24 protein-coding genes are annotated in these 26,109 nt (G+C 68.2%); 14 read left to right on the top strand and 10 right to left on the bottom strand.

Annotated elements, in window-relative coordinates; genetic code table 11:
- Positions 1-52: 52 nt before the first annotated feature.
- Entirely contained in the window at positions 53-3,292 is a 3,240-nt protein-coding gene (locus EV650_RS22045) for an ATP-binding protein (protein WP_166678236.1), read from the top strand.
- Here EV650_RS22045 and EV650_RS22040 read toward each other — a convergent pair.
- The 3 genes from EV650_RS22040 to EV650_RS22030 form a co-directional block, all read right to left on the bottom strand.
- Positions 3,289-3,915, bottom strand: coding sequence for a TetR/AcrR family transcriptional regulator (locus EV650_RS22040; RefSeq protein WP_134120928.1), 627 nt, complete (start codon positions 3,913-3,915; stop codon positions 3,289-3,291). The two genes, EV650_RS22045 and EV650_RS22040, sit on opposite strands and share 4 nt — an antisense overlap.
- A 130-nt stretch (positions 3,916-4,045) precedes the next feature.
- Positions 4,046-4,561 (bottom strand): DinB family protein, encoded by a 516-nt coding sequence (locus EV650_RS22035; protein ID WP_134120927.1) that lies wholly within the window; start codon positions 4,559-4,561, stop codon positions 4,046-4,048.
- Positions 4,558-5,091, bottom strand: a complete 534-nt coding sequence (locus EV650_RS22030) for a DinB family protein (RefSeq protein ID WP_134120926.1) — start codon at positions 5,089-5,091, stop codon at positions 4,558-4,560. Before EV650_RS22030 ends, EV650_RS22035 begins: the two co-directional genes overlap by 4 nt.
- Before the next feature lie 254 nt (positions 5,092-5,345).
- Between EV650_RS22030 and EV650_RS22025 the strand changes: the two genes are divergently transcribed.
- Positions 5,346-6,029: a MerR family transcriptional regulator gene (locus EV650_RS22025; RefSeq protein WP_134120925.1), complete on the top strand. Its 684-nt coding sequence runs from the start codon at positions 5,346-5,348 to the stop codon at positions 6,027-6,029.
- 4 nt (positions 6,030-6,033) lie between these two features.
- On the opposite strand, the gene paaK is transcribed toward EV650_RS22025, so the two are convergent.
- The 3 genes from paaK to paaI are packed head-to-tail and all read right to left on the bottom strand — an operon-like array spanning position 6,034 to position 8,979.
- A complete protein-coding gene (gene paaK, locus EV650_RS22020) occupies positions 6,034-7,332 on the bottom strand; it encodes a phenylacetate--CoA ligase PaaK (protein ID WP_134120924.1) in 1,299 nt (432 codons plus the stop codon).
- A gap of 19 nt (positions 7,333-7,351) precedes the next feature.
- The gene (gene pcaF, locus EV650_RS22015; protein WP_134120923.1) at positions 7,352-8,554 is read right to left on the bottom strand and encodes a 3-oxoadipyl-CoA thiolase; all 1,203 of its coding nucleotides are present in this window, start codon (positions 8,552-8,554) and stop codon (positions 7,352-7,354) included.
- Positions 8,551-8,979 (bottom strand): hydroxyphenylacetyl-CoA thioesterase PaaI, encoded by a 429-nt coding sequence (gene paaI, locus EV650_RS22010; protein WP_202874809.1) that lies wholly within the window; start codon positions 8,977-8,979, stop codon positions 8,551-8,553. Before paaI ends, pcaF begins: the two co-directional genes overlap by 4 nt.
- 72 nt (positions 8,980-9,051) lie before the next feature.
- On the opposite strand from paaI, the gene paaN reads away from it, so the two are divergent.
- The 12 genes from paaN to EV650_RS21950 all read left to right on the top strand — a co-directional run bounded on the left by paaN (position 9,052) and on the right by EV650_RS21950 (position 22,053).
- Complete coding sequence (gene paaN, locus EV650_RS22005; protein WP_134120921.1) at positions 9,052-10,719, top strand: phenylacetic acid degradation protein PaaN; 1,668 nt, start codon at positions 9,052-9,054, stop codon at positions 10,717-10,719.
- The gene (locus tag EV650_RS22000) at positions 10,712-12,091 is read left to right on the top strand and encodes a serine hydrolase domain-containing protein (protein WP_134120920.1); all 1,380 of its coding nucleotides are present in this window, start codon (positions 10,712-10,714) and stop codon (positions 12,089-12,091) included. Before paaN ends, EV650_RS22000 begins: the two co-directional genes overlap by 8 nt.
- Before the next feature lie 13 nt (positions 12,092-12,104).
- Entirely contained in the window at positions 12,105-12,623 is a 519-nt protein-coding gene (locus EV650_RS21995) for a flavin reductase family protein (RefSeq protein WP_134120919.1), read from the top strand.
- Positions 12,624-12,681: 58 nt separating this feature from the next.
- The gene (locus EV650_RS21990; protein WP_134120918.1) at positions 12,682-13,245 is read left to right on the top strand and encodes a TetR/AcrR family transcriptional regulator; all 564 of its coding nucleotides are present in this window, start codon (positions 12,682-12,684) and stop codon (positions 13,243-13,245) included.
- On the top strand, positions 13,242-13,811 hold the full coding sequence (locus EV650_RS21985) for a hypothetical protein (RefSeq protein ID WP_134120917.1): 570 nt from the start codon (positions 13,242-13,244) through the stop codon (positions 13,809-13,811). The genes EV650_RS21990 and EV650_RS21985 overlap by 4 nt, the downstream gene beginning before the upstream one ends.
- A 10-nt stretch (positions 13,812-13,821) precedes the next feature.
- Positions 13,822-14,853 (top strand): zinc-dependent alcohol dehydrogenase family protein, encoded by a 1,032-nt coding sequence (locus EV650_RS21980; protein WP_134120916.1) that lies wholly within the window; start codon positions 13,822-13,824, stop codon positions 14,851-14,853.
- Positions 14,854-15,070: 217 nt separating this feature from the next.
- Positions 15,071-16,351 carry an ABC transporter substrate-binding protein gene (locus EV650_RS21975; protein WP_134120915.1) on the top strand — a complete coding sequence of 427 codons (1,281 nt, stop codon included), beginning with the start codon at positions 15,071-15,073 and terminating at the stop codon, positions 16,349-16,351.
- Positions 16,352-16,395: 44 nt separating this feature from the next.
- Positions 16,396-17,295, top strand: coding sequence for a carbohydrate ABC transporter permease (locus EV650_RS21970; protein ID WP_134120914.1), 900 nt, complete (start codon positions 16,396-16,398; stop codon positions 17,293-17,295).
- A complete protein-coding gene (locus EV650_RS21965) occupies positions 17,292-18,200 on the top strand; it encodes a carbohydrate ABC transporter permease (RefSeq protein ID WP_134120913.1) in 909 nt (302 codons plus the stop codon). The genes EV650_RS21970 and EV650_RS21965 overlap by 4 nt, the downstream gene beginning before the upstream one ends.
- A 75-nt stretch (positions 18,201-18,275) precedes the next feature.
- On the top strand, positions 18,276-19,910 hold the full coding sequence (locus EV650_RS21960) for a hypothetical protein (protein ID WP_238174371.1): 1,635 nt from the start codon (positions 18,276-18,278) through the stop codon (positions 19,908-19,910).
- Between the two features lie 55 nt (positions 19,911-19,965).
- On the top strand, positions 19,966-21,744 hold the full coding sequence (locus EV650_RS21955) for an NHL domain-containing thioredoxin family protein (protein ID WP_134120912.1): 1,779 nt from the start codon (positions 19,966-19,968) through the stop codon (positions 21,742-21,744).
- A 60-nt stretch (positions 21,745-21,804) separates the two neighbouring features.
- Positions 21,805-22,053, top strand: a complete 249-nt coding sequence (locus EV650_RS21950) for a DUF6458 family protein (protein ID WP_134120911.1) — start codon at positions 21,805-21,807, stop codon at positions 22,051-22,053.
- A 1-nt stretch (position 22,054) separates the two neighbouring features.
- On the opposite strand, the gene EV650_RS21945 is transcribed toward EV650_RS21950, so the two are convergent.
- The 4 genes from EV650_RS21945 to EV650_RS40420 form a co-directional block, all read right to left on the bottom strand.
- Complete coding sequence (locus EV650_RS21945) at positions 22,055-22,855, bottom strand: DUF4097 family beta strand repeat-containing protein (protein ID WP_238174370.1); 801 nt, start codon at positions 22,853-22,855, stop codon at positions 22,055-22,057.
- 91 nt (positions 22,856-22,946) lie between these two features.
- Positions 22,947-24,179 carry a hypothetical protein gene (locus EV650_RS21940; protein ID WP_134120910.1) on the bottom strand — a complete coding sequence of 411 codons (1,233 nt, stop codon included), beginning with the start codon at positions 24,177-24,179 and terminating at the stop codon, positions 22,947-22,949.
- A complete protein-coding gene (locus EV650_RS21935; RefSeq protein WP_134120909.1) occupies positions 24,176-24,820 on the bottom strand; it encodes a hypothetical protein in 645 nt (214 codons plus the stop codon). The genes EV650_RS21940 and EV650_RS21935 overlap by 4 nt, the downstream gene beginning before the upstream one ends.
- Positions 24,817-26,052, bottom strand: a complete 1,236-nt coding sequence (locus EV650_RS40420) for a hypothetical protein (protein WP_166678235.1) — start codon at positions 26,050-26,052, stop codon at positions 24,817-24,819. Before EV650_RS40420 ends, EV650_RS21935 begins: the two co-directional genes overlap by 4 nt.
- Positions 26,053-26,109: the final 57 nt, after the last annotated feature.

Below are 26,109 nucleotides of genomic sequence, written 5' to 3'. Positions count from 1 at the left end.
GGCAGGGTGATTGGTCGGTGGGATGTGCGAGGCTGGTGGAGTGCGCATAGCGGTGCTTGGGCCTCTCGCGATGTGGGCGGCTGACGGGACTCCGCTCGACATCCGGGGCGTTCGCCTGCGCGGACTTCTGGCGCGTCTCGCGCTCAGCGCCGGACGGCCGGTCAGCGTCGAGACTCTGGTCGGCGGCCTGTGGGGCACTGAACCACCGAGTGCCAACGCACTGCAATCGCTCGTGTCCCGCTTGCGAGCCAGCCTCCCCTCGACCGAGTCGAGCATCTCGGTCCAATCAGGCCCCGCCGGCTACACGCTGACCATCGGCCCGGACTGTGTGGACGCTCTCCAGTTCGAGGACCTGGTACGGCGCGGCCGTGCATTGCTGACGTCCGACCCCGGGCAGGCGCACGCGCTGCTCACCCAGGCCGACAAGCTGTGGCGCGGCGAAGCCCTGACCGATCTGCGTGACCTCCCGTTCGCCGGCGTCGAGGCTGACCGTCTGGCCGAGCTCAAGCTGGCCGCCGCGGAGGACCTCGCCGAGGCCGCCGTCAGCTGCGGTCAGGCCCGCGACCGCATCTCCGACCTTGAGCACCTCGCTGTCACCCACCCGCTCCGCGAGCGCGTCCACGAGCTCCTCATCCGCGCCCTGTACGCCGACGGACGTCAAGCCGAGGCCCTGGCGGCGTACGAACGTGTCCGGACCACTCTGGCCGATGAGCTCGGTGCCGACCCCGGCATCCGGCTCCGCGACCTGCACGTCGCAGTACTGCGTGGCGACACTGTCGACCCAGCTGCGAAGACCTCGGCCGCACCTCCTGCACCGACGGCTCCCCGCAGCAACCTGCGTGCGCCGCTGACCAGCTTCGTCGGCCGGCGGGAGGACGTGGCCGAGCTGACCCGCCTGCTGAGCAACGGCACCCGACTGGTGACGATGGTCGGCCCCGGCGGCGCTGGCAAGACCAGACTGGCCACCGAGACCGGCAGGACCCTCGTTGACCAGAGTGGCGACGGCATCTGGTTCGTCGAGCTCGCACCACTCGGTGACGCGGCCGACGTGGCGCCCGCAGTCCTGTCCGCCCTCGGCGCCAGCGAGTACGTCGACTTACCGCCGACCGGCTTCGCCCCGAAGCACCTCCCCACCAGCCGGGCCGCGACCCTCCGGCTCGTCGAGGTGATCGGCGACCGCCGGATCCTGCTTGTCCTCGACAACTGCGAGCACCTGGTCCAGGAGGTCGCCGGACTGGTCGACTCCCTGCTCGCCTCCTGCCCAAGACTCCGCGTGCTGACGACGAGCCGCGAACCGCTGAGCATCCCCGGTGAGCACCTGCACCCGGTCGGCCCACTCGGCCTGCCGCCCGAGGTCACGAACCTCAGCACCGACGACTACCCGGCGGTGCAGCTGTTCGTCGACCGCGCTCGCGCCGTACGACCGGACTTCATGCTGATCGACGCCAACCGGGACGCGGTCGCCGAGATCTGCCGACGGCTGGACGGGATGCCGCTGGCGATCGAGCTGGCCGCGGCCCGGTTGCGTGCACTCAACCCACCACAGATCGTGGACCGGCTCGCAGACCGGTTCCGGCTGCTCACCAGCGGCTCCCGGACCGCACTGCCCAGACACCAGACCCTGCGGGCCGTGGTCGAGTGGAGCTGGGACCTGCTCGACCCGGACGAGCAGGCGGTCGCTAGACGGCTCTCACTGTTCTCCGGTGGCGCCACGCTGGACGCCGCCGAGCAGGTCTGCAGCGACGACAGCATCCCGCCGGAGTCCGTGCTGGGTGTCCTCGCGTCCCTGGTCGACAAGTCGCTCGTCGAAGCGGCGTCCGACCAGCGGTCCGTGCGCTACCGGATGCTGGAGACAGTCCGTGCGTACGGCGCTGAGCAGCTGAAGGCCTCGGGTGAGTACGACCAGTTCCGGCAGGCGCACACGGCGTACTTCAGCCGCATGCTCCGTCAGGCCCGGCCGAAGCTGCGGACCGGTGAGCAGATCCAATGGATCGCCCGCCTGACCGCCGACAACGAGAACCTGCTCGACGCGCTGCGTACGGCGATCGACACCGGGTCGGCCCGGGTCGCCGTCCAGATGGTCGCCGTACTGGGTGAGTACTGGAACATGAGCGGTCGCCCGGCCGAGGCGGTCAGCTGGATGCAGTCGGCCCTCGCCGTACCCGGGAAGACCGCGCCGGTGGACCGGGCCACCGCCCTGTACCTGCTGGCACTCGGCACGATGTCCAGTGGCGAAGACACGGTCAAGTCGTTCCAGCAGGCGATCCGCGGGCTCGCCACTGTCCGCTGGATGACCCGGAAGCACCACCAGCTCATCGAGTCCGGTGTCGGCCTGTTCACCAACGCGATGTGGGCGGCGATCCGGCGGGACAAGGCGACCACCTTCCGCGAGCTCGAGGCCGCCCGCGAGCACCAGGACCCGTGGATCCGGAACATGGGCGTGATGATGTCCGCGATGTTCCGCGAGAACGAAGGCGAGGTCGACCAGATGGCGGCCGATCTCACCGTCGCGCTGGACGGCTTCCGAGCGCTCGGCGAACGCTGGGGTACGTCAATGGCGCTGCGCGGACTGTCGAGCTACCAGGCCAACTCGGGCGATCACGAAGGGGCGCTGGCGTCGTTGACCGAGGCGCTCCGGCTCATCGATGAGCTCGGCACGACCGAAGGCGTCGCGCAGTTGCTCGGCGCGTCCGCGATGAGCCGGATCGAGCTGGGCGACCTCGACGGCGCCCGGGCCGACCTGGACCACGCACTGCAGCTGGCCGAGGAGACCGGGTCGCGAACCAGTCAGGCGATGTCGTACCTGGGCATGGCACGCCTCTCGTACCGGAACGGCCAGTTGGAAGAGGCCAAGGACTACGGCGAGTTGGCGTACTCGCTGCTCGATCCCGAGGCGGAGCGGATGGCTCCGCACGGGCAGGCGATGATGCTGGCGTACCTGAGCCGGATGTACGCCGCCCTGGGCGAGCTGGAGCCCGCCAGACGGCACAGCCAGGAGGCGGTGCGGCTGGGGCTGACCACCGAGGACATGCCGCTCGCGGCGGCGGTCGTCGAGACGGCCGTGGATGTGTACCTGGCCGCCGGCGAGACCGAGCTCGGCGCCCGGACGCTCGGGCTGGCGGCCGCGATGAAGGGCATGCAGTCCATCTCCGACGCCGACGTACGCCAATCGGTCGAGCGCCTGCGTGATGCCTTGGGCAACGAAAAGTACGACGCCACCTACGCAGCCGGCGCCGCTCTCACCAAGGACGAGGCGGTCGCCGAACTACGCAAGCGCTACAGCACGAACTAAGCAGTCATCAGCTGTACTGCGAGATCCCGCAACGACTTCTGCACCTTCTGTTCCGGCGGCCGTGGTTCGGCCAGCATCCAGTCGTAGACGACGGTGTTCACCGCGCCGAAGAACGCCAGCGCGAGGAACCGGAAGTCCTTGCGCTTGATCTCGCCGCGCTCGACCGCGGTGTCGCCGAGGTCGCGGATGTTGCCGATCAGCAGCTCCCGGAACGCGATCCGCTGCTCCTCGACCGCCGGGCTGGTGCCGACCACCTCGACGAACGAGATCCGCGCCCGGCGGAGGTCGGCCATGATGGTCCGCAGGTACGAGTCGACGGCCGCGGTCAGCCGCTCCCGGACCGGGCGGTCGGCGGTCCGGCGGAGCGCGTCGCCAGTGCTCCGGATCGCCAGTTCGATCACCTGCGCGTGCACCGCGAGTAGCACGGCCTCCTTGTTCTGGAACTCGTGGTAGAAGTGCCGGGTGGACACTTTCGCCTGTGTACACAGGCGTTCCACGGATGTCGCCGGATATCCCTCGGTCCCGAAGAGTTCGAGTGCGGCGGCCAGCAACCGCTCCCGGCGTGCTGCCTTCCACTCCTCGACGGACTTCCCGGAATAACGGCGTACGGAGGGTTCCCTCATCACACCTCTTGTCGCTACCCCGTGCCAGATGCCGGACATCCTATCCACCACTCGGCCCAGCCGTAACCGGGTTCCGGTGTGGGACGGTCTTCACGGAGCTCAGCACCGCGAAGACCGTCCCGGCGCCGACTCAGTTCATCCCCTCGTAGCCGGTCGCGCCGTCCAGAAGCTCCCGGATGATGTCGAGGTGACCCAGGTGCCGGGCGGTCTCCTCGATCAGGTGGCACAGGACGTACCGCGTCGACGCCGCACCGTTGTCACGAAGACCGGCGGCCCGCTCGACCTCGTCGAGTTCGAAGCCGGCCACGATGTCACGGGACCGCTTGCACTCGGCGTCGTACTCGTCGAGCAGCTGCGCCAGCGGTACGTCGTCCACGAACATCTCCGCATCGGGATGAGCACCCTCCTTCCACGGAGTCTGGCCCTCGTCCGGCGTACCGAGAAGGTTCATGCTGAACCAGGAGTACTCGACCCAGCGCAGGTGAGCCACCAGCCCAGCCACCGTCATCAGCGGCGAGGCCGGCAGAACCTTGCGGTGGGCATCGGTCTCGGACAGACCTTCGCACTTCGTCCGGACGATTGACCGGAGGTGGTCGAGCCAGCCGGTGAGCTGGGTCCGCTCGTCGGCGGTCAGCGGCGGCCTCATGCTTCGCTCAACTTCGTGTAGCCGGTCTTACCGTCGACAAGCTCTCTGATGATGTCCATGTGTCCCACGTGGCGTGCAGTCTCCTCGATCATGTGGCAAAGGATGTAGCGAAGTGATGCGGCCTCGCCCTTGGCGGCGTACTGGCCTTGTTCCACGACGTCGAGATCGAGCGGTGCGATCGTCTCGTTGGACCGCTCGCACTCGGCGTCGTACTCGTCCAGGAGCTGGGCGAGTGGGATGTCGTCGACGAACATCTCGGCGTCGGGGTGACCGCCTTCGGTCCACGGGGACTGGCCGGTGTCCGGGACGCCCATCAGGTTGAGCTGGAACCAGGACCACTCGTTCCAGCGCAGGTGCGCCACGAGCGACGCGATCGACATCAGCGGCGAACTCGGGAGAACCTTGCGGTGGGCATCTTCCTCGGTCAGGCCCTGGCACTTCATTCGGACGAAGGAACGTTGCAGGTCGAGCCATCCGGTCAGCTGTTCGCGCTCTCCGGCGGTCAGCGGCGGACGGTGTACTTCGGTCATTCGAAAGCTCCTGTGGTGATGAGGAGCCACCCGTCTCAGCCGCGGGTACGGCGGACGGGCAGCACGAGGATCATTGCCGACATCGCGCTCACCTCCTCTCCGCCGCCGACGGTGTCGTCCGTCGGCACGAGCACCGTACACCTCCAGTTTGGGCCCGCACCAACTACTTTTCCGGGGCGGAGGTGCCCGGAGTGGGAGCTGGGACGTGGCATGCTCAGAGTGTTCGGCGACCGCCTTTCGCTGAGGGGTTAGACGTGGATCCACGGTTCGATCTGGCGCTGTACACGCGTGGTGAGGTTGCGCTGCAGCTCGGCCTGCCGGCCACCACGCTCGGGGACTGGCTGCGGTCCGGGGCGCTCGAGGCGGGTACTGGCGGGCGCGGCGAGCCGACGATCACGTTCGCCGGCCTGGTCGAGACGCACATGCTTCGCTATCTGCGCCGTACCGGACTGTCGCTGCAAGCGATCGGTGAGGCCGCCGTCGCGCTCCGCTCCCGGGCCGGCCGGCACTACCCGCTGGCGTGGTCCGGTCTCGCTCACGACGGCCGCGACCTGCTGGTCGAGATCGCCGCCGAGGGGCGCGAGCCGGGCTGGGAACGGATCCGGGACAGCCAGGGCGGCTTCCCCGGCGTACTGCGCCGTGGCTCGGCCGCGATCGGCTGGTCCGACGACGGGTACGCCGGAACTCTCCGGCTGGTGATCTACCAGGACATCGACGTCATCGTGGACCCCGAGCGCTCGTACGGCCGCCCGATGGTCGGCGACGTCCAGGTCGAGGACGTCATCGACCACGTCCGGACCGGCGCGTCGTACCGGGAGATCGCGGCCAAGTTCAACCTCGAGGACTTCGAGGTGGAGGCGATGGTCCGCCCGCACATCCGCCCACCCGCCTTCCGCAAAGCCCGCCACCTGGAAACCCAAGCCGAGTCCCTGCTCTGACGTCCTACTTGCGGTTGTCTTTGATGCGTTTGGCTTTGCCTAGGGAGCGTTCTAGGGCGTGGGGGTCGAGGATTTCGACGGCGGCGGTGACGCCTACTCGGTCCTTGATTCGGCGGGAGAGGGCGGTCGCGGCGGCAGTGCGGTCGGTGAGGTCGGGGGCGGCTTCGACCTGGACGGTGAGTTCGTCCAGGTGGCGCGGGCGGGTGAGCACGCACAGGTAGTGCGGGGTGAGGCCCTCGACCAGCAGGATCTGTTCCTCGATCTGGGTGGGGAAGACGTTCACGCCACGGACGATCATCATGTCGTCGGTACGGCCGGTGATCTTCTCCATCCGGCGCAGACCCGGCCGCGCGGTGCCGGGCAGCAGACGAGTGAGGTCCCGCGTGCGGTAACGCAGTACCGGGAACGCCTCCTTGGTGAGTGTCGTGAACACGAGCTCACCTTCGGAACCGTCCGGCAGGACCTCACCGGTGATCGGGTCGATGATCTCCGGGTAGAAATGGTCCTCCCAGATGTGCAGACCGTCCTTGGTCTCGACGCACTCCTGGGCGACCCCCGGCCCCATCACCTCGGACAGCCCGTAGATGTCGACCGCGTGGATCCCGGTCCGCTCCTCGACCTCGGTCCGCATCTGCTCGGTCCACGGCTCGGCGCCGAAGATCCCGATCCGCAGCTCGGTGTCGCGCGGATCGAGTCCACGCCGCTCCATCTCGTCGACGATCGAGAGGAAGTACGACGGCGTGACCATGATGATCCGGGCCCCGAAGTCGCGGATCAGATCCACCTGCCGCTCGGTCATCCCACCAGAGATCGGTACGACGGTGCACCCGAGCCGCTCGGCTCCGTAGTGCGCGCCCAGCCCGCCGGTGAACAGACCGTAGCCGTAGGCAACATGACAGACATCCCCGGCCCGGCCACCAGCCGCCCGGATCGACCTGGCCATCAGATCCGCCCAGGTGTCCAGGTCCCGCTTGGTGTACCCGACCACCGTCGGGCGTCCCGTCGTACCGGACGAGGCGTGCACCCGCGACACCTCGGACCGCGGGACGGCGAACATGCCGAACGGGTAGTTGTCGCGTAGATCCTTCTTGGCCGTGAACGGCAACCGGCTCAGGTCCTTGAGCGACTGCAGGTCGCCGGGTTTGAAGCCGACCGAGTCCAGCGCGGCCCGATAGTGCGGCACGTTCTCATAGGCGCGCGTCACCGTTGCCTGGAGCAACGACAGTTGACGGGCGCGGAGCTCGTCGACCGACAGCCGTTCGCCGGGGTCGCGCAGTTCCTCGGGCAGTGCCTCACCGAGCATGGAAATCTCCTCAGCCGAGCTAGGGACGAGCCAGCAGGGTCGCGATGCCCTGTCCGACGCCGATGCACATGGTGGCCAGCGCGTACCGGGCGTCGCGGTGGCGAAGCTCCAGGGCCGCGGTGAGAGCGAGGCGGGCACCGGACATCCCCAGTGGGTGACCGAGGGCGATGGCGCCGCCGTTCGGGTTGACGTGCTCGGCGTCGTCGGGGAGGCCGAGCTGCCGCAGTACGGCGAGAGACTGTGACGCGAACGCCTCGTTGAGTTCGATCACCTCGATGTCGGACAGCGCGACGCCGGTCCGATCCAGGACCTTGCGGGTCGCCGGAGCAGGCCCGATCCCCATGATCCGCGGTGGTACGCCGGCAGCCGCCGTACCCACGACTCGGGCCAGCGGAGTGGCGCCATGGCGCTCGACCGCCTCACCGCTCATCACCAGCAGCGCGGCCGCGCCGTCGTTCACCCCGGACGCGTTGCCCGCGGTCACGGTCCCCGGCGAGCGGAACGGAGTCTTCAACCCCGCCAGCGCTTCCAGCGACGTCTCCCGCGGATGCTCGTCGGTGTCGACCACGGTCACCGCACCGCGCTTGCCCGGTACGTCGACCGCCACGATCTCCTCGGCCAACCGCCCGTTGGCCTGTGCCTTCGCCGCCCGCTGCTGCGAACGCAACGCGAACAGGTCCTGGTCCTCGCGGGAGATGTTGAAGTCGGCGGCCACGTTCTCCGCCGTCTCCGGCATCGAGTCGATCCCGTACTGCGCCTGCAGTGCGGGATTGACGAACCGCCATCCGATCGTGGTGTCGTAGATCTCCGCCTGCCGGGAGAACGCGGTCGTTGCCTTGGGCATCACGAACGGCGCCCGCGACATCGACTCGACGCCACCGGCAACCACGATATCGTTGTCCCCGGCAATGATCGACCGGGCTGCGGAGGCGACCGCGTCCAGACCGGATCCGCACAGCCGGTTGATCGTCGTACCGGGCACCGAGTCGGGCAGGCCGGAGAGCAGCACGGCCATCCGGGCGACGTTCCGGTTGTCCTCGCCGGCCTGGTTCGCGCAGCCGAGGATCACGTCGTCGATCTGCGCCGGGTCGAGCGCGGTCCGGTTCAGCAGGGAGGAGATCACGTGCGCGGCGAGATCGTCGGGCCGCACGGCTGCGAGCGCACCGCCGTACCGCCCGATCGGCGTACGGACTCCGTCGACCAGAAACGCCTCACGACTCATAGGTCCTCCAGGGGAATGATTGTGCCGGAGAGCCGGCGACTGCGGCCGCGGAACTCGGCGATCACCTCGTCGCCGCGGGTGACCGTGACGTCGTAGATCGCGTTCCGGCCGAACGTGGTCCGCTCCCGGGCCTCGGCGACCAGCACGTCACCGCGGTACGCCGGAGCGACGAAGACGATGTCGCAGGCCTGCGCGACCGTCACCTGGTTGCGCGAGTTGCAGGCGAACGCGAACGCCGAGTCGGCCAGACTGAACACGAATCCACCATGCGCGATCGCGTGCCCGTTGACCATGTCGTCGCGCACGGTCAGTTCGACCCGCGCCGTGCCCTCGCCGACGTCCACCAGCCGCATCCCCAGCCCGGCGCTGGCGGTGTCCTCCGCCCACATCGCCGCGGCCACTCGAGCCGCCAGTTCATCGCCCACAGGTCTGCCCCATCGAGAAGAGGTTTGTGACACTCTATCGCCGGTTGCGCCATCGACTGTAACATCACAGTCATGACCGATCTGCTCGCCGCTCATCGTGACCGTCTCAACGCTGCCCTGACCGCGATCCACAGTCGTGGTTACTACTCTGCCTTCCCGGAGTCGCCCAGTCCGCGCGTCTACGGCGAGACGGCGGCAGCCGACGGCAAGGCGGCCTTCGAGGCCCACCTGGGTACGACGTACGGCCTGGAGATCCCCGGGTCCCGCGGCACGGTCGTCACCGAGGAGTCGCCGTTCGGGATCACCATGGACGTCTCGTACCCGCGGGTCGTCGAGGAGGGTCTGGACGAGCTGCTGGCCTCCGCGCAGCACGGTCTCGCGGACTGGCGCCGGGCCGGGATCGACGGACGGACCGGCGTGACGCTGGAGATCCTCGACCGGCTGCACAATCGGGTGTTCGAGCTGGCCAACGCGGTCCAGCACACCAGCGGTCAGGCGTTCGTGATGGCGTTCCAGGCCGGCGGCGCGCACGCGCTGGACCGGGCGCTCGAGTCGGTCGCGTACGCGTACGAGGAGATGAACCGCTACCCGGCCACCGCGACCTGGGAGAAGCCCGCCAAGGGCGACCCGATCCGGATGGAGAAGACGTTCACCGTCACCGGTCGCGGCGTCGCGCTGGTGATCGGCTGCAACACGTTCCCGACCTGGAACTCCTGGCCCGGCCTATTCGCCTCACTGGTCACCGGCAACGCGGTCGTCGTGAAGCCGCACCCGCTGGCTGTGCTGCCGCTGGCGATCACGGTCGACGTGTGCCGTGAGGTGCTCGCCGAGGCCGGCTTCGATCCGAACCTCGTCACCCTCGCCACTGAGCGGGCCGGTGACGGCCTGGCCAAGCCGCTGGCGCAGCGGCCCGAGGTGAAACTGATCGACTTCACCGGCGGCAGCGAGTTCGGCGAGTGGCTCGAGCAGAACGCGACCCAGGCGACCGTCTTCACCGAGAAGGCCGGCGTCAACGCGGTCATCATCGACTCCACCGACTCGTTCAAGGCACTCACCGGGAACCTCGCCTTCACTCTGTCCCTGTACTCCGGCCAGATGTGCACGACCACCCAGAACATCTTCGTCCCGGCCGGCGGGATCGAGACCGACGAGGGCCACAAGTCCTTCGAGGAGGTCGGCCAGGGGCTGGCGACCGCGATCAGCAAGCTGCTCGGTGACGACGCCCGCGCGGTCGAGATCCTCGGCGGCATCGTGAACCAGGCCGTGATCAGTCGCCTCGAGCTCGCACCGGAGTACGGCGAGGTGGTGCTGGAGTCGCGTGCGATCCAGCACCCGGCGTTCCCGGACGCGGTCGTGCGGACGCCGCTGCTGGTCGCCATCGATGCCAAGGACGCCGAGGTCTACGGGCGGGAGTGCTTCGGGCCGGTGTCGTTCCTGATCAGGACCGCGGACACCGCCGAGTCGATCGACCTGTTCCGGAAGACCGTCACCGAGGACGGCGCGATGACGGCGGGGATCTACTCGACCGACGCCAAGATCCTGGACGGAGCCCGGGACGCGGCTCTCGACGCGGGCGTCGCCCTGTCGGAGAACCTGACCGGCCAGGTGTTCGTGAACCAGTCGGCCGCGTTCAGCGATTTCCACGGCACGGGCGCGAACCCAGCGGCCAACGCGACGTACACCGACGGCGCCTACGTTGCGAGTCGCTTCCGCGTCATTCAATCTAGGCGTCATGTCTAATGCGCCGGATTCCACAAACCTGACCGAAGCACTCGCCTACTACGACAGCTGGCTGGCCTTCAACCAGCGGTACCAGCGGGTGCCGGGCGTCCAGGTCGCGGTGTACGCCGAGAACGCGATCGCGTTCTCGGCGGCCTACGGTCTCGCCGACGTGGAGAACGGCGTACCGCTGACCGAGCAGCACCTGTTCCGGATCGCGTCGCACTCGAAGACCTTCACCGGTACCGCGGTCTTCCAGCTGGTCGAGCAGGGCAGGCTGCGGCTGGACGATAAGGCGGAGCAGCACGTCACCGAGATCGTCGGTACGCCGCTGGGCGCGCGCACCGTACGGGAGCTGCTGTCGCACGCCGGCGGGGTCACCCGGGACAGCCTCGACGCGGACTGGTGGCAGCTCTCCAAGAGCTTCCCGGACCGCGATCAGCTGCTCGAGATCCTGCGGCTGGACTCGTCGGCCGTGATCGATGAGAACGAACATTTCAAGTACTCGAATATCGCCTACGGCCTGCTCGGACTCATCATCGAGGCGGTGTCCGGTACGTCGTACAACTCCTACGTGCAGACCGCGATCGTAGACAAGCTCGGGCTGGCCGGCCTCGGTCCGGAGCTGGATCCGGCCCGGCTGACGGAGTACGCCGGCGGTTACAGCGCGCTGGCGTACGCCGATGCGCGCGTGCCGATCGAGCACGTGAACACGGGGGCGCTGGCCGCGGCGACCGGGTTCTTCGGCAACGCCCGCGACCTCGTGACGTACTTCTCCGCGCACCTGCCCGGCGACGACCGGCTGCTGTCGGACAAGTCGAAGCGGGAGATGCAGCATCCGCTCTGGACGACCACCACCGACGGCAAGGGCCGGTACGGCCTGGGTATGTCGATCGGCAAGGTCGGCGAACGGGACCTGTTCGGCCACGGCGGCGGGTACCCGGGCCACATCACCCGGAGCCTGGTCGACCCCGAGCGCCGTCTGGCCGTGTCGGTGCTGACCAACGCGATCGACGGCCCCGCGGGACAGTTGGCCGAAGCCCTGTCGAAGCTGATCGATCTCGCCGAGTCGAAGGAGCGCGGCGACGCCGCCGGCCTCGACCGGTTCACCGGCCGCTTCGCGAACCTCTGGGGAGTCGCCGACATCGTCCTGCTCGGCGGCCGCCTGTACGCGACCGATCCCACCGGGCCGAACCCGGCCGACGAGCCGCAGCCGCTCGAGGCGGACGGCGACAACCTGCGCGTCACCGGCGGTTACGACGGTGCGTACGGCGAGTCGTACCGCTACACCTTCGACACCAACGGCGCAGTCGAGACCATCCTCGGCCCCCAAGGCGTCCGCTACTTCCCGATCGACCACTTCACCCTCCCCGACCGGGTGACGGTGGCCTAAGTACCGTGCAGGTATGACCATCCACGGTGAGCACCCGTTCCTCCCGCCGGAGTCCGAGCGGAGTCCGGTACGGCGGTTCCGTGGGCGGCTGCCGTCGCCGGTCAGTTTGTGGACGACGGCGTACGACGGGAAGCGGGCCGGGCTCACGGTGTCGTCGATGCTGGTCGCGGACGGTGAGCCCGGGTACGTGATCGGGTCGATCGACCCGGACTCGGACCTGTGGGAAACGTTGCGCGAGGCAAGGACCGCGGTGGTGTCGCTGCTCGGCGAGCCGCATCGGCAGCTGGCCGACGCGTTCGGGTACGTCGCGCCCGCCCCGGGCGGACCGTTCCGGTTGATCGACTGGACGGACACCGCCTGGGGCCCGGCTCCCGTCGGCGTCACCACCTGGGCCGGCTGCACGCTGGTCAGCCCGGACCCGGTCGAGGTGGGCTGGGGTCTACAGGTGCAGCTGGAGATCGTCCACGTGGAGCTCGCCGACGACGCCGTACCCGCCCTGGTCCATCGCCGCGGCCGCTACTCGACGATCTGAATCCTTCCGCGGTGATATCCGTTGACGCCCATAGGCTAATGCCATTAGCCTATGAGCTATGGTCGTTAAAAAGTCGCTGACGCCGGCCGCTGTCGTCGAGGTGGCGCTCGGTGTCGTGGACGAGCACGGACCGGAGGGCCTCACGCTCGCCGCCGTGGCGCAACGCTGCGGAGTCGTCACACCGTCGCTGTACAAGCACGTCGCGAGCCTCGGCGAACTGAAGACGCTGGTCGGCGTGCGAGTCCTTGAGGACATGACCGAGCAGTTCACGGCCACCGCACTCGGCCGTAGTGGTGATGACGCGGTGACGACGCTGATGCACGCCTACCGCGCGTACGTCGCTGCCCACCCGAAGCGGTACGCCGCACTGCCGATGGATCCGATGCACGACCCGATCCAGGCGGCGGCGGGTCAGAAGCTGATCGGCGTCATGTTGGCCACCCTGCGCAGCTACGGCCTGGAAGGCCCGGCGGCGATCCAAGCGACCCGGCGCCTGCGGGTGCTCGTGCACGGCTTCGCCTCCATCGAGTCCGCGGGCGGCTTCGGCCTGCCGGAGGACCTCGACGAGACCTACGACCAACTCATCCAGATGTACCTGACCAGCCTGAGGAACGAGTCATGAGAATCCCCCTGTCCGTCGCCGGCCTGCTGTTCCTGCTCTACCCCGCCCTTCGTCCCTGGGAGGACGAGTCGACCACGGCCGGTGCCTCCGCCGCGATGGGTTCCACCGCCTGGATCATCGCCCACCTGTGCGCGATGATCGGCTTCATCCTGGTGGCGGTCGCACTGCTGCAGATCAACCGGACGGCCGCGATCGTGTTCTGGATCGGTGCGGGGCTGACCCTGCCGTACTACGGCGCCGAGGACTTCGGCCTGCACGCGATCGCCGGCCAGTCGAACCTCCTGGACCTGGCCGAGTCGGTGCGCTACAACCCGTTCGCCATGACCCTGTTCGGTGCCGGGCTGCTGACCATAGCCGCGGCGGGCGTCCTGGTCGCGGTCCGGCTGCGTACGGTGCCCGCGATCCTGTTCGGGGCCGGGTTCGTCCTGTTCCTGCCGCAGTTCTTCGGCCCGCCGGTGGCGCGGATCGCCCACGGTGTGCTCCTCGCCGTCGGCTGCGTATGGCTGGCCTGGACTGCGAAGCGTACGGAGGCGGTCCACACCCCGGAGCAGCACGCGACGATCTAGTGTTGGCTCCATGCGAGCCACAGTGATCCACGCACCGTTCGACGTTCGGCTGGAGGAATTGCCGGATCCGAAGATCGACGGGCCGGGGGACGCGGTCGTCAAGGTCGTTGCCTCGTGCATCTGTGGGTCCGACCTCTGGCCGTACCGCGGTGAGCCGCCGGTGACGTCGCCGCGGCCGATCGGGCACGAGTTCGTCGGCATCGTCGAGGAGGTCGGCGCCGAGGTCCGCACGGTCAAGCCGGGCGACTTCGTGGTCGCGCCGTTCCTGGTCAGCGACGGCACCTGCCCGAACTGCCTGGCCGGCTACCAGAGCGCCTGCCAGAACGTGGTCGGCTACGGCAGAGGTCAGGCGGACGGCGGTCAGGGCGAGTACGTGAAGCTCCCGTACGCCGATGGCACGCTGGTCGCGACGCCAGAGGTGCCGGACGACTCGCTCGTACCCTCGCTGCTCACGCTGTCCGACGTGATGGGAACCGGCTGGCACGCGGCCCGATCGGCGCGGGTCAAGGCCGGCGACACGGTCGTTGTCGTGGGCGACGGTGCGGTCGGGCTCTGCGGCGTACTCGCGGCGTCGCGGATGGGAGCCGAGCGGGTCGTTGCCTTGTCGCGGCATGCGCCACGGCAGCAGCTCGCGCGCGAATTCGGTGCCACAGACATCATTTCCGAACGCGGCGACGCTGCGCGGGACGCCGTACTCGAACTGACCAAGGGGGTTGGGGCCGACGCCGTACTCGAATGTGTCGGCACCGCACAGTCGATGACGACGGCCTTCGACGTCGCCCGGGCCGGGGCAACGGTCGGGTTCGTGGGCGTGCCGCACGGAGTCGAGGTGCCGATCGGGACTATGTTCAGTCGCAACGTCGGACTCGCCGGCGGCGCGGCACCGTGCCGGGCCTATCTTCCGGACCTGATGGCCGACGTACTGGCCGGGGAGATCAACCCTGGCAAGGTGTTCGACTCGGAGATCCCGTTGGCCGACGTCGCGGCGGGGTACGCCGCGATGCACGAACGGCGCGCGATCAAGGTGCTGCTTCGGCCCTGATTTCGCGCAAGCGGAGTGTTCGGAGTACCCGTTCGGGCGAGAATGTGCGCGCTCTCACACTGTCAAGGTGCGCGGGGTCACGGCTGCGCAACGCGCCTGCGCGGAACGTTGACACCCGCTGCCGACCGTCCCAGAGTTGCACCGTCACTTCAGGTGATAACAGAAAAGAAGAAGACTGATTATGGGGCGGCTCCATCTACTGATCGGAGAGTGAATCATGCGTGGTGGTCTGAGTAAGACCCTGGCGCTGGTGGGTGCGGCGGGTCTTCTCGCGGTGAGCGCCTGCGGCAACAGCGACAACAACAGCGGCGGTAGCGGGAGCTCCGCGAACAAGGACGTCACTGTCTTCACCTGGTGGGCCGACGGTGGTGAGAAGGCCGGCCTGGACGGTCTCGTGTCGACGTTCGCCACCGACTGCAAGGACTACAAGTTCGTCAACTCGGCCGTCGCCGGTGGTGCCGGCTCGAACGCGAAGCAGGTGCTGGCCAACGACCTGCAGGCCGGCAAGCCGCCGTCCACGTTCCAGGCCCACGCCGGTGCGGAGCTGAAGGACTACATCAACGCCGGCCAGGTCGACGACATCAGCCAGCTGTACAAGGACTTCGGGCTGGACAAGGCCTTCCCGCAGAACCTGATCGACAACCTGACCGTCGACGGCAAGATCTACTCGATCCCGGCGAACGTGCACCGGGCGAACATGGTCTGGGCCAACCCGACGGTGCTGAAGAAGGCGAACATCGACGGCACCAAGGCCCCGGCCAGCGTCGACGCCTGGATCGCCGACCTGACCAAGCTGAAGGCAGCCGGTGTGGCCGCTCCGCTGGCGATCTCGAAGGGCTTCGCCCAGGAGATGCTGGTCGAGGCGGTACTGCTGGCCGAGCTCGGCCCGGACAAGTTCAAGGGTCTGTGGGACGGCAAGACCGACTGGGCCGGTGGCGATGTCACCGCGGCGCTGAACAAGTACAAGACGCTGCTCACTTTCACCAACAGCGACCGCGAGGCGATCGACTGGCCGGACGCGCTGGGCTACGTGAACACCGGCAAGGCCGGCTACACGCTGATGGGTGACTGGGTCGCCGCGCAGCAGGTGTCGGACAAGATCGCGGACACGGCGTACACCTACTGGCCGTCCCCGGGGACCGAGGGCGACTTCCAGTTCCTGTCGGACTCGTTCACGCTGCCGACCAACGGTGCGGACCCCGACGGCGCCAAGTGCTGGCTGAAGACGGTCGGTTCGGCCGAGGGCCAGAAGGCGTTCAACACCAAGAAGGGCTCGATCCCGGCCCGTTCGGACGCCAACCCGGCGGACTACCCGAAGTACCAGCAGTCGGCGATGGCGGACTGGAAGAGCAAGACGATCGTCCCGTCCTGTGCCCACGGTGCCGCGTGCACGCTGGGTCAGAACAACGACATCCTGTCCGCGATGAGTCAGTTCAGCGGTAGCCCGGACGTTGCCAAACTGCAGGCGGCCTTCGGCACCGCGATGAAGACGAGCTGATGTACGGCGAGTTGGGGACCGATCTCGAGTTGGAGGACTGAGCGTTGCACGGAAGAATCCGCACCTGGGGCCCTGGAGCCTTGGTGCTGCTGCCGACCGTGCTCCTGCTCGGGTACTTCGTCTACGGGCTGATCGCGTGGTCCTTCAACACCTCTCTCACTGACCGGCACACCGCTCGCAAGGGCCCGGCGTCGTACGTCGGGTTCGCGAACTACGGGCACCTGTTCGGTGAGGATCGGTTCCTCAACTCGCTGAAGAACCTCGGCGTGCTCACGGTGGCGTTCATCGTGGGCACGCTGATCTTCGGCCTGATCTGGGCACTGCTGCTGGAGAAGGGCGTGCCCGGCGAGTCGATCTTCCGGTCGATCTACCTGTTCCCGATGGCGATCTCGATGATCGCCTCGGGCGTCGTCTGGGGCTGGTTGCTGAACCCGTCCCAGGGCGAGGACGCACGGGGTTTGAACCGGTTGTTCGAGATCCTCCATCTGCATTTCCTGGAGAATCCGTGGTGGACCGCCGGTAGTAGATGGACGACGATGGCGTCGATCGCGCTACCCGCGGTCTGGCAGCTGTCCGGCTACATCATGGCGCTGTTCCTGGCCGGATTCAGAGGCATCCCGCCGGAGTTGCGCGAGGCGGCCCGGGTCGACGGTGCGTCGGAGTTCAAGCTCTACCGGCACGTGCTGTTCCCGCAGTTGTCGCCGATCGCGCTGTCCGCGCTGATCATCCTCGGCCACATGTCGCTGAAGCTGTTCGACCTGATCTACGCGATCACGGGGCCGAACCAGTTCCGTACCGAAGTACCAGCGGTCTACATGTGGAACACCTTGCTGCGCAGCGACATGGCCAAGTCGGCCGCGATCGCGATCGTCCTACTGGCCGTCGTCGCCGTCCTCGTCATCCCGTACATCGCGTACACCGTCCGGCAGGAGAATGAGGAATGAGCGCCGACACCGCAGCCGCCGCCACTGGCCAGGCTGCCGCCGCGATCCGCCGGAAGCCGCAGAAGCGCGGCGTGATCGCGGACGGATCGACCCGGCGCAGCCGGACCGTCCGCTACGCGTTGCTGCTGCTGTTCCTGCTGTTCGTCCTGATCCCGGTGTACGTCGTACTGATCACCAGCTTCAAGACCTCCGCGGACACCACGGCCGCCAGCCAGTGGAACCTGCCGAAGACCTGGACGCTGGACCCGTGGCGCAAGGCATGGGACGTCCTACAGCCGTACATGGTCCGGTCGCTGTCGCTGGCGATCCCGGCCGCGATCATCTCGTCCCTGATCGGGTCCATGAACGGGTTCGTGTTGGCGCGGTGGCGGTTCCCGGGCGCGAACATCGTGTTCGCGTTCATCCTGTTCGGGATGTTCATCCCGTACCAGGCGATCATGCTGCCGCTGCGAACGACGTTCACGAACCTGGACGTGACCCGGGGCGTGCCGACGCTGATCCTCGCGCACTGCATCTACGGCATCCCGATCTGCACGCTGATCTTCCGGAACTACTACGCCACTATCGTCCCGAACGAGATCATCGAGTCGGCCCGGGTCGACGGCGCCGGGCTGGTCCAGACGTACCTGCGGATCATCCTGCCGATCTCGATCTCCGGCTTCGTGGTCACGCTGATCTGGCAGTTCACCTCGGTCTGGAACGACTTCCTGTTCGCCCTGTTCCTGACCCAGCAGAACAACGGCCCGGTCACCCTGGGCCTGGCCGCACTGGCCGGCGGCCAAAAGGTCGACTACGCCGCCAGCATGGCCGGCGCCCTGATCACGTCGTTCCCGACCCTGATCGTCTACATCCTCCTGGGCCGCTGGTTCATCGGCGGCCTGATGGCCGGCGCGCTCAAGGGCTGACGGGGTCTCATAGTTGTCCACAGGGCGCGCTGGTTGGACTGCGGGGGAGTGGGGGCGGACGGTAATCTCACGGATGTGACCAAGTCTCCTCGTGGGCGGGACGGGCGGCGGAGCCATTTGCGGCTCGTCGGCTCGGAGCCCGGCGAGTTCCACGGACCGACGGCGGGTGTCGATGTCGACACCACGCCGAGTGTCGCCGTGCTGGAGACCCTGCTCGAGACACTCACCCTCGACCTGGCCGCTGTACCGGCCGCGCTGCACCCGGTGATCGCGGAGGCGTCGGTGGCCCGCTCGGCCTCGATGCTCGCGGACCAGCTGTGGCCGGCCGGGCGTCCGGACGAGATCGGTGAGGTCGAGCGGTTCTTCTGGGCCGACGCCGCGCGGGTGCTCGGCGAGCGGCGTGACCTCGAGTCCTTCATCCTGCTGACGAGTCTGGCGCGGACGGTCGGTCCGGCTGGACGGTTGCCGTTGCAGCGGGCTCATGTTTCCCGCTTACGGACGCAGGAATCCGTGCCGGAGTGGGTGACCCGGATCGCCGGGTTCCGGCTGACCAGCGCGATCGTTTCTGAGGACATCACCGGTGACGGGCTGAGCGTCGTACTGGATTACGACGACGAGCAGCATCCGCACACCGTGGTGGTGTTCATCGACAACAATCTCGGTGCGATCGTGAAGGACGTGTTCGTCGGCCCACCGGTGGACCGCGTGCTCGAGGCGTACCAGCGCGGCGGCCGGGTGACGATCCGGACCGTGCGGCCCGCGACCGCGGCCGGGATCATCCTGCAGGCGCTGGGGGAGACCCGCGACTACGACGATCCGCCGGTCAGCGAGGACTTCGAGTTCTTCACCGGATTGTTGGTGAACCGCCTGACCCAGCTGCCGGAGCGCCCGATCCGCCCACCGATCCGGCCGTTGCTGTCGCCACGACAGCGCGATCAACTGGTCGACGAGTTCCTCGAATCGCAGTACGCCGCAGCGCTGCCGGACGATGCTTCGGACATCGTCCGGTTGTGGATCGACCACGCCGTGGACCACACGGTCGGCGGTCCGTTGCGTGTCAGCGCCGTGCTCGTCGAGCTCTTCCTGGCGCATTGGTTGCCTCGCAAAGTGCTTGCCGACAGCACGTACTTCGGCGCTGTGCCGACCGTGGTGAAGGCCTGGCTCGAGTTCGCCGGCGACCGGACCCAGCTGCCACTGGACGCCGTCGACGAGGCCGTCGACGCGGTGGACATCTGGCAGCCCGCCCTGGACGCCGCCGCGATGCTCGATCCGGTCGGTTCGAAGCCAGGCGAGCGAGTCTTCCTCGACGACACCACCAACGACCTGGAAGACGCTTACCGCGCGCTGGCCGGTCTTGGCTCACCGCCGCAGCCTGACCTCACCGGCCTGGACAACTCCCAAGCCGCCACCTTGTCCGTCCTGGCCCCGCACGCCTGGCTGATGGCCGGCGAAACCCTCGGTACGGCGTACGCCCCCGACGCCTTCGACATCGCCGAACGCCTCGTCCGCGACGCCCCGGACCTGCTCGCCAAGGCCCGCCTCTCCACCTGGCCCCGAGCCATCGTCTGGCTCCTCGCCCACCGCCACCGCCTCGTCGGCCCCGGCGAAACCCTCACCCCCTACGCCCTCGCCACCGACCTCTCGTCATCCCCCGCCACCCTCCGCAAAACCGCCAAACTCCTCACCGACACCCTCGTCCTGCCGCGCTGATCTCAGCCGCCGGGCCTGTGACGGATCCGGTTGAGTGGCGGCGGAGAATGGGGGTATGCATGTGCGTGCGCCGGAGCTCAAGGGTCGGGGATGGTTGAACACCGGGGGGCGGGAGTTGACGCTCTCGGACTTTCGGGGACGCTTTCTGTTGTTGGATTTTTGGGCATTCTGCTGCATCAACTGCCTGCACGTGCTGGACGAGTTGCGGCCGTTGGAGGAGAAGTACGGCGACGCGCTGGTGATCGTGGGCGTGCATTCGCCGAAGTTCGCGCACGAAGGCGAAGAGGCCGCGGTTCGGGCCGCCGTCGAGCGGTACGAGGTGGGGCATCCGGTGCTGGACGACCCGGAGTTGATCACCTGGCAGAACTACACGGCCCGCGCCTGGCCGACGCTGGTCCTGGTCGACCCGAACGGCTACATCGTCGCGCAGTACTCCGGTGAAGGGCACGCGCACGCACTCGATGCCCTACTGGCCGAGCTGACCGTTCAGCACGAACAGGCCGGCACTCTCACCCGCGGCAAGTCGCCGTACGTCGCCCCGAAGCCTGAGCCCACGGACCTTCGTTTCCCCGCCAAGGTGATTGCTCTGGACAACGGCTTCCTGGTCGCGGACGCCGGCAACCACAGCATCGTCGAGCTCGCGGAGGACGCGACCACCGTCGTACGCCGGATCGGCACGGGCGACCGTGGTTTCGCGGACGGGCCAGCTGATCAAGCCAGCTTCTCCGAGCCGAACGGGCTCACCCGCCTACCGGCCGACGTCGCAGCCAGCCTCGGGTACGACGTCGTCGTCGCGGACACCGTCAACCACGCGCTCCGTGGGATCAACCTGGCTGACGGCCGGGTCACCACACTCGTTGGCACCGGCAAGCAGTGGATGGACGGCGACGGCACGGACGTGTTGAGCTCGCCGTGGGACGTCGCGTGGTGGCAGGACAAGATCTGGATCGCGATGGCCGGCGTACATCAGCTGTGGACGTTTGACCCGTTTACACAGGTGACTGAGGTTTCTGCGGGTACGACCAACGAAGGTCTGAAGGACGGCCCGCTCGCCGAAGCGTGGTTTGCGCAGACCAGCGGGCTCGCGGCGGACGGCGATCGGTTGTGGCTGGCCGACTCCGAGATCTCCGCGCTGCGGTGGATCGACGACGAGGTCCACACCGCTGTCGGGACCGGGCTGTTCGACTTCGGGCTGCGTGACGGGAAGGCGAGCGAGGCGTTGCTCCAACACCCACTCGGCGTGACCGCGCTGCCCGATGGTTCGATCGCGATCGCCGACACCTACAACGGCGCCGTACGCCGCTATGACCCGCGTACCGAGCTGGTCGAGACGATGGCGACCGGTCTGGCCGAGCCCAGCGGTGCTGTTGTCGTAGGCAACGAGCTCGTCGTGGTCGAATCGGCTGCCCACCGCCTGACTCGCGTCCCATTGGGAGCCTCGGCCACCGCTGACGAGTTCAGCACCCGCACGCAGCGCCCGCCGATGGACCTGGCCGCGGGCGAGGTCACCCTGGAGGTCGTCTTCACTCCGCCGCCCGGCCAGAAGCTCGACAACCGCTACGGTCCGTCGACCCGTCTCCTGGTCTCAGCCACCCCGGACACCCTCCTCCGCGAAGGCGCCGGCGACTCCACCGACCTGGTACGCCGCCTGGTCCTCGACCCACACGCCGGCAGCGGCGTCCTGCACGTCGCCGTACAGGCCGCATCGTGCGACGACGCCGCCGAGGTCGAGTTCCCCGCCTGCCACATGCACCGCCAGGACTGGGGCGTCCCGATTCAGATCACCTCGGACGGCTCCAACCGCGTCGAACTGGTGCTCTCTGGTAGCAAATAGTTTCGCCAGCGGGTACAGAGAGGTAGCTTCGACTATAAGACGACTCACAGGGAGACTCGGATGAGCATCGGTGTGGGGATCTTTTTGATGGTGGTGGGGGCCGTGCTGGCGTTTGCGGTCCGGGACAGCTGGGACGCGGTCAACCTCCAAGTCATCGGCTACATCCTGCTGCTCGCCGGACTCGCCGGGATCCTGCTGTCCTTCTACATCACCAACCGGCGCCGTCGCGTCGAGACCGACGCCATCGACCCAGCCGTCGAGGAGGAGTACCGCGTCGTCGAGGAACACCACCGCGACATCAAGGAGTGAGCTAGCCGCCGGCGTGGAGTTCGATGTCGCCGGAGGTGGTAGTCGCGCTGACGGTGTGCGAACCGGTCGGCGAGTTGCCGAGGTCGTTCTCGACGTCACCGTGACGGGTATCGGTGGAGACCTTGTAGTCGCCGCTCGGGGCGGTGATCTCGATGTCGCCGCTGGTGCCCTTGACCTGGATGTCGTTGGCTTCGGCGAGCTGCAGCTCCATGTCGCCGGACGTGGTCTCGACGTCCACCGGGCCGCCCTTCAGGTCCTTGGCCTCGATGTCGCCTGAGTTGGCCTTGACCCTGAGTTTGCCGGTCAGGTCGCTGACGGTCACGTCGCCTGACGTGACGTCGAGGTTGACGTCGCCCTCGACCTCGCGGAGCTTGACCTCGCCGGAGCGGGACTTCGCGTCCACGCCGCCGACCCCGGTGAGCTCGAGGTCGCCGCTGCCGTTCTCACCGGTCACCTTGGTGCCACGCGGGACGGTCACCTCGAAGTCCGCGCTGCACTGCCAGCCGCAGTCGCCGTTCAGCTTGAGTACGCCGTCGTTCACGGAGTATGCGTCGCCGTGCTTCCAGAACCAGTACTTGCGCTTCTCCTGCACGGTGGTCTTGTCGTCGTCGGACACCTTGATGGTGATGTCGGCGTGGTCGGCGGCGAGCTGGACGGTGGTGATCTTGTCGTCGATCTTGTGCGCGTCGTCGGAGTCCTTGTCCCCGAACTGCCAGAACGCCAGCCCGGCCGCCGCTACCAGCAGGATCACACCGAGCTGCTTGTTCTCCGCCATCGTCCGCCTCTTCTCGAGCCCACCCATGCTGTCGCCTCGACAGTAGGTGGCAAGGTGCGGCCGCAGGATCAGGCAGATCCCCCGTGGTGCCCCTGAGCTGCTCTCAGGGACGACCGGGTCATCTGTGCAGCTCGCCCCGAGAGACAGCCCCGGCCAGGTCGTCGCCGGTCGTGCCGTAGAACGTCCGCGCCCAGAGCGTGTCCTCGTACCAGTACGGCCCGTCGTCGCCGGGCAGCGACGCCGGGGCATTGCCACGCTTCAGCGCACGGCGGCACTCGACGCACAGCGGAAGCGTCAGAGTCGTGCCGTCCGCCTCAACCTGGGTCGGCTTGCCAGACGACCGTCCGTGCAGCGGGTTGAACGCACACAACTCCGGTACGGCGTCCGCCGTACGACCGCCCGCGATCGCCGCCGCAACGCCGTACTCACGCCGCGCCTTGTCCAGCAGCACCATCGCACCCACGAGATCCACCAGCTTGGTGGAGGAGTCGAGAACCTTGCCGGCCGCCGCGTGGTCGTCGAGCGCGGCCTGTTGATGCTGCAGCCCCGGACCGTCAGTCGTGGGCAACGCCGCCAGCTGCGAGCCGAGTGTCGTCAGCTCCGCGGCCGTGTCACGAGCCAAGCGCCGGCGCCGCTCAGCCGCGACCGTCGCCGCGACGTGCGGCGGAATCCGGAACGCCTTCTCCCGCCGCGGCGCCGAGCCCCGCCGTCGCAGACCGATCACCAGACCCAACAGGATCAGTACGACCAAGCCGCCGGCGATCGACAGCCCGACGACCCAACCGTGCCCACCCTCGTCCTCGTTGGAAGAGTCCGACGGGGAGCCCGAGCTGGACGTCGGTCGAGGTGTCGTCGAAGGAATCCCCGGCGCGGCCAGCAGCTCATACATCCGGGCGAGTACGTCGGTCGGCCCCGCGTCGTACCCGGCGTCGTCCAGCGCACGCTCCCGGGCCGCGTCCAGCTTGGTCTCACTGACCTGCGGCAGGTTCTGCGTCTCGTACCACGGGAACCGGTCGCCGCCGTCGACCACGACGTACAGCCCCGGCTTGCGCATCGCGTCCATCACCAGGGTGAGCACTGTGCTCTCCTCACCCTGGAACTCGTCGCTCGGCGTCAGCGGCAGGATGATCGAGTAGACCGGATACCCGAGCGCCTTCGCCTTGGTCCGTACGTCGGCCCGCAGCTTCTCCGGCAGCGCCGTCTTGTACGCCGGGTCGACGTACAGCGGATCCTTGGTCAGAGCGGTCGCGATCTCCCGCGCCCGCTCCGCCGGTGTGCTCGCTTCAGCGGGGACCGTGATCAGCAGCAACAGGGCCGCCACCAGGCCGCTCAGGAGAATCCGGATCCTCACGCTTGTCCTTTCCGTCGGTGGGCGACGATCGCGGCCACCGCCAGCACGATTCCGGCGAGGATGCTGCCGCCGATCAGCCCGAGGATGCCGCCGCCGAAACCGTTCCCGAGCGCCTTGCCGACGGTGAACCGGTCCTCCGGGTACGACGGCTCCGGGTACGGCGGCTTCGGCTCGGTCCGGGCCGCCTCGGCCGGGTAGCGCGAGTCCACCTTCACCTCGTCGAGGTAGCCCGCGAGCTCCTTGCTCAGGGCTTCCTCCTTGTCCGCCCAGGTGCTGTCCGGCGCATACGCCGCGAGCTCGTTCGCTACGCCATGAGACTCGTATTCGTCCATCACGACGTACACGCCCGGCTTCCCGTTGGCGGCGGCCAGCCGCCCAGCGAGCAGCGTGGTGTCGTCCTTCTCGGGGAACCACTCTCCGGTCGGTACGACGGCAACGTAGACCGGCACCTTCGCCGCCGAGATCACCCGCAGCATCTCGTTGCCATCGGCAATGGAGACGAAGTCGGGGTCGACGTACAGCGGCTGCTTCGCCCAGGCCGCAACCGCGGCGGCGATCCGGGGATCCGTCGGCGTGGCCGCCCAGGCGGTGCTGGTCAACGCGAAGGCAGTTGCCATCAGCAACAGGATGAGTCGCCTCATCGGACCTCGTCCTTCCACGCTGCGATCCGCTCCGGCAGGTCGTCGGACAACGCGCCGAAACCGGTCGCGACCATCGGGTTGTCCTCCGGGTCGAGCGTCCAGTACGGCACCTGCTTGCGATCGTGACCCAGCAGCCCGGACTTGGTCCACACCCGCAAACCGATCGGCGTCCGCCCACGGCGGATGACGCTCACGCAGCTTTGGCACGCGGGTACTTCGACCTCGTCCTCCCAGTCGACCGTCGTCGTCCCGGGATTGTGCGTGGGGTTGAAGAAGCACGGCGGCTGCAAGGCCGCGCCAGATGCGACGCGCTCGGCCTGCCGGGCGAGAACGAGCGCACCGGCCGCCGCGAGCAGATCCTCGGGCTGGTCTGCCCGCAGTGTGCGCGCTGCGTCCAGCCGGCGGTAGGCGTCATCGCGCCGGTCCAGCTGCTGCGTCGACTTGCCGCCGCGCTTGTCGAGTCGCGCGAGGGCCCGCTCGGCCTGCTTGATCTTGTCGTCCGCCTTGAGCTGGACGTCCCACGCCTCGATCGGCGGCCCGTCGGTGGACTGACGCTTGGTCCGCTTCGACGGACGGTTCCGGCGCCGCCGCAGCCCGATGACCAGCGTCAGCGCGAACCCGAGCAGCGCACCGACCCCGAGCCCGATGTACGCGGACCGGTCCTCCTTGTCGGTCACCGACATACCGCTGTCGCTGTGCGGCGGATCCAGGTCGACGGCCGCGACCTGCGGAAGCGGACGGCCGTCGTACGCCGTCGAGGCCTGCTGGATCGTACGGACGATCCGCGGCGCCGGACGGTCGCTGACCACGTCCGAGTCTTGCTTGTCATCCGCCTCGACGCTGGAGAGCTCGCGGCCACGGAGCCCCGCCGGCCGGAACAGCTCGGCATTGTTCGACCAGGAGGTGTCGTACACGACCGCGACGACGTACACCCCGGGCTGGCCGATCCGCGCGTGCAGCAGCGTCGGCAGGTCGTACCCGCTCTTCCGGATGTACGGCGACTGTGGCACCAAAGCCACGTACACCGGGAGACCGGCGGTGCGCATCGCGGTGCGGATCCGGTCCAGCTCGGCGGCCGGGATCGTTGCCTTGAGCCGGTCATCGACGGAGAGGTGATCGGTCCGCCAGGCCGCGGCGATGCGATCGGGCAGCTCAGGGGTGTCGGCCTGCGCCGGGAGCGTCGGCAGGAAGGCCAGCGTTGCGGCGAGGGCTGCGAGGAGTCGGGCGGACATCGCGGACAGCCTACGACGACCGGACTTGGGCACATTCACACGGACGCGGGATCCCGT

It is taken from the genome of Kribbella kalugense (genome assembly GCF_004365875.1).
GTDB classification, from domain to species: Bacteria; Actinomycetota; Actinomycetes; order Propionibacteriales; family Kribbellaceae; genus Kribbella; species Kribbella kalugense.
This window is presented reverse-complemented; position numbering and strand designations above follow the sequence as displayed.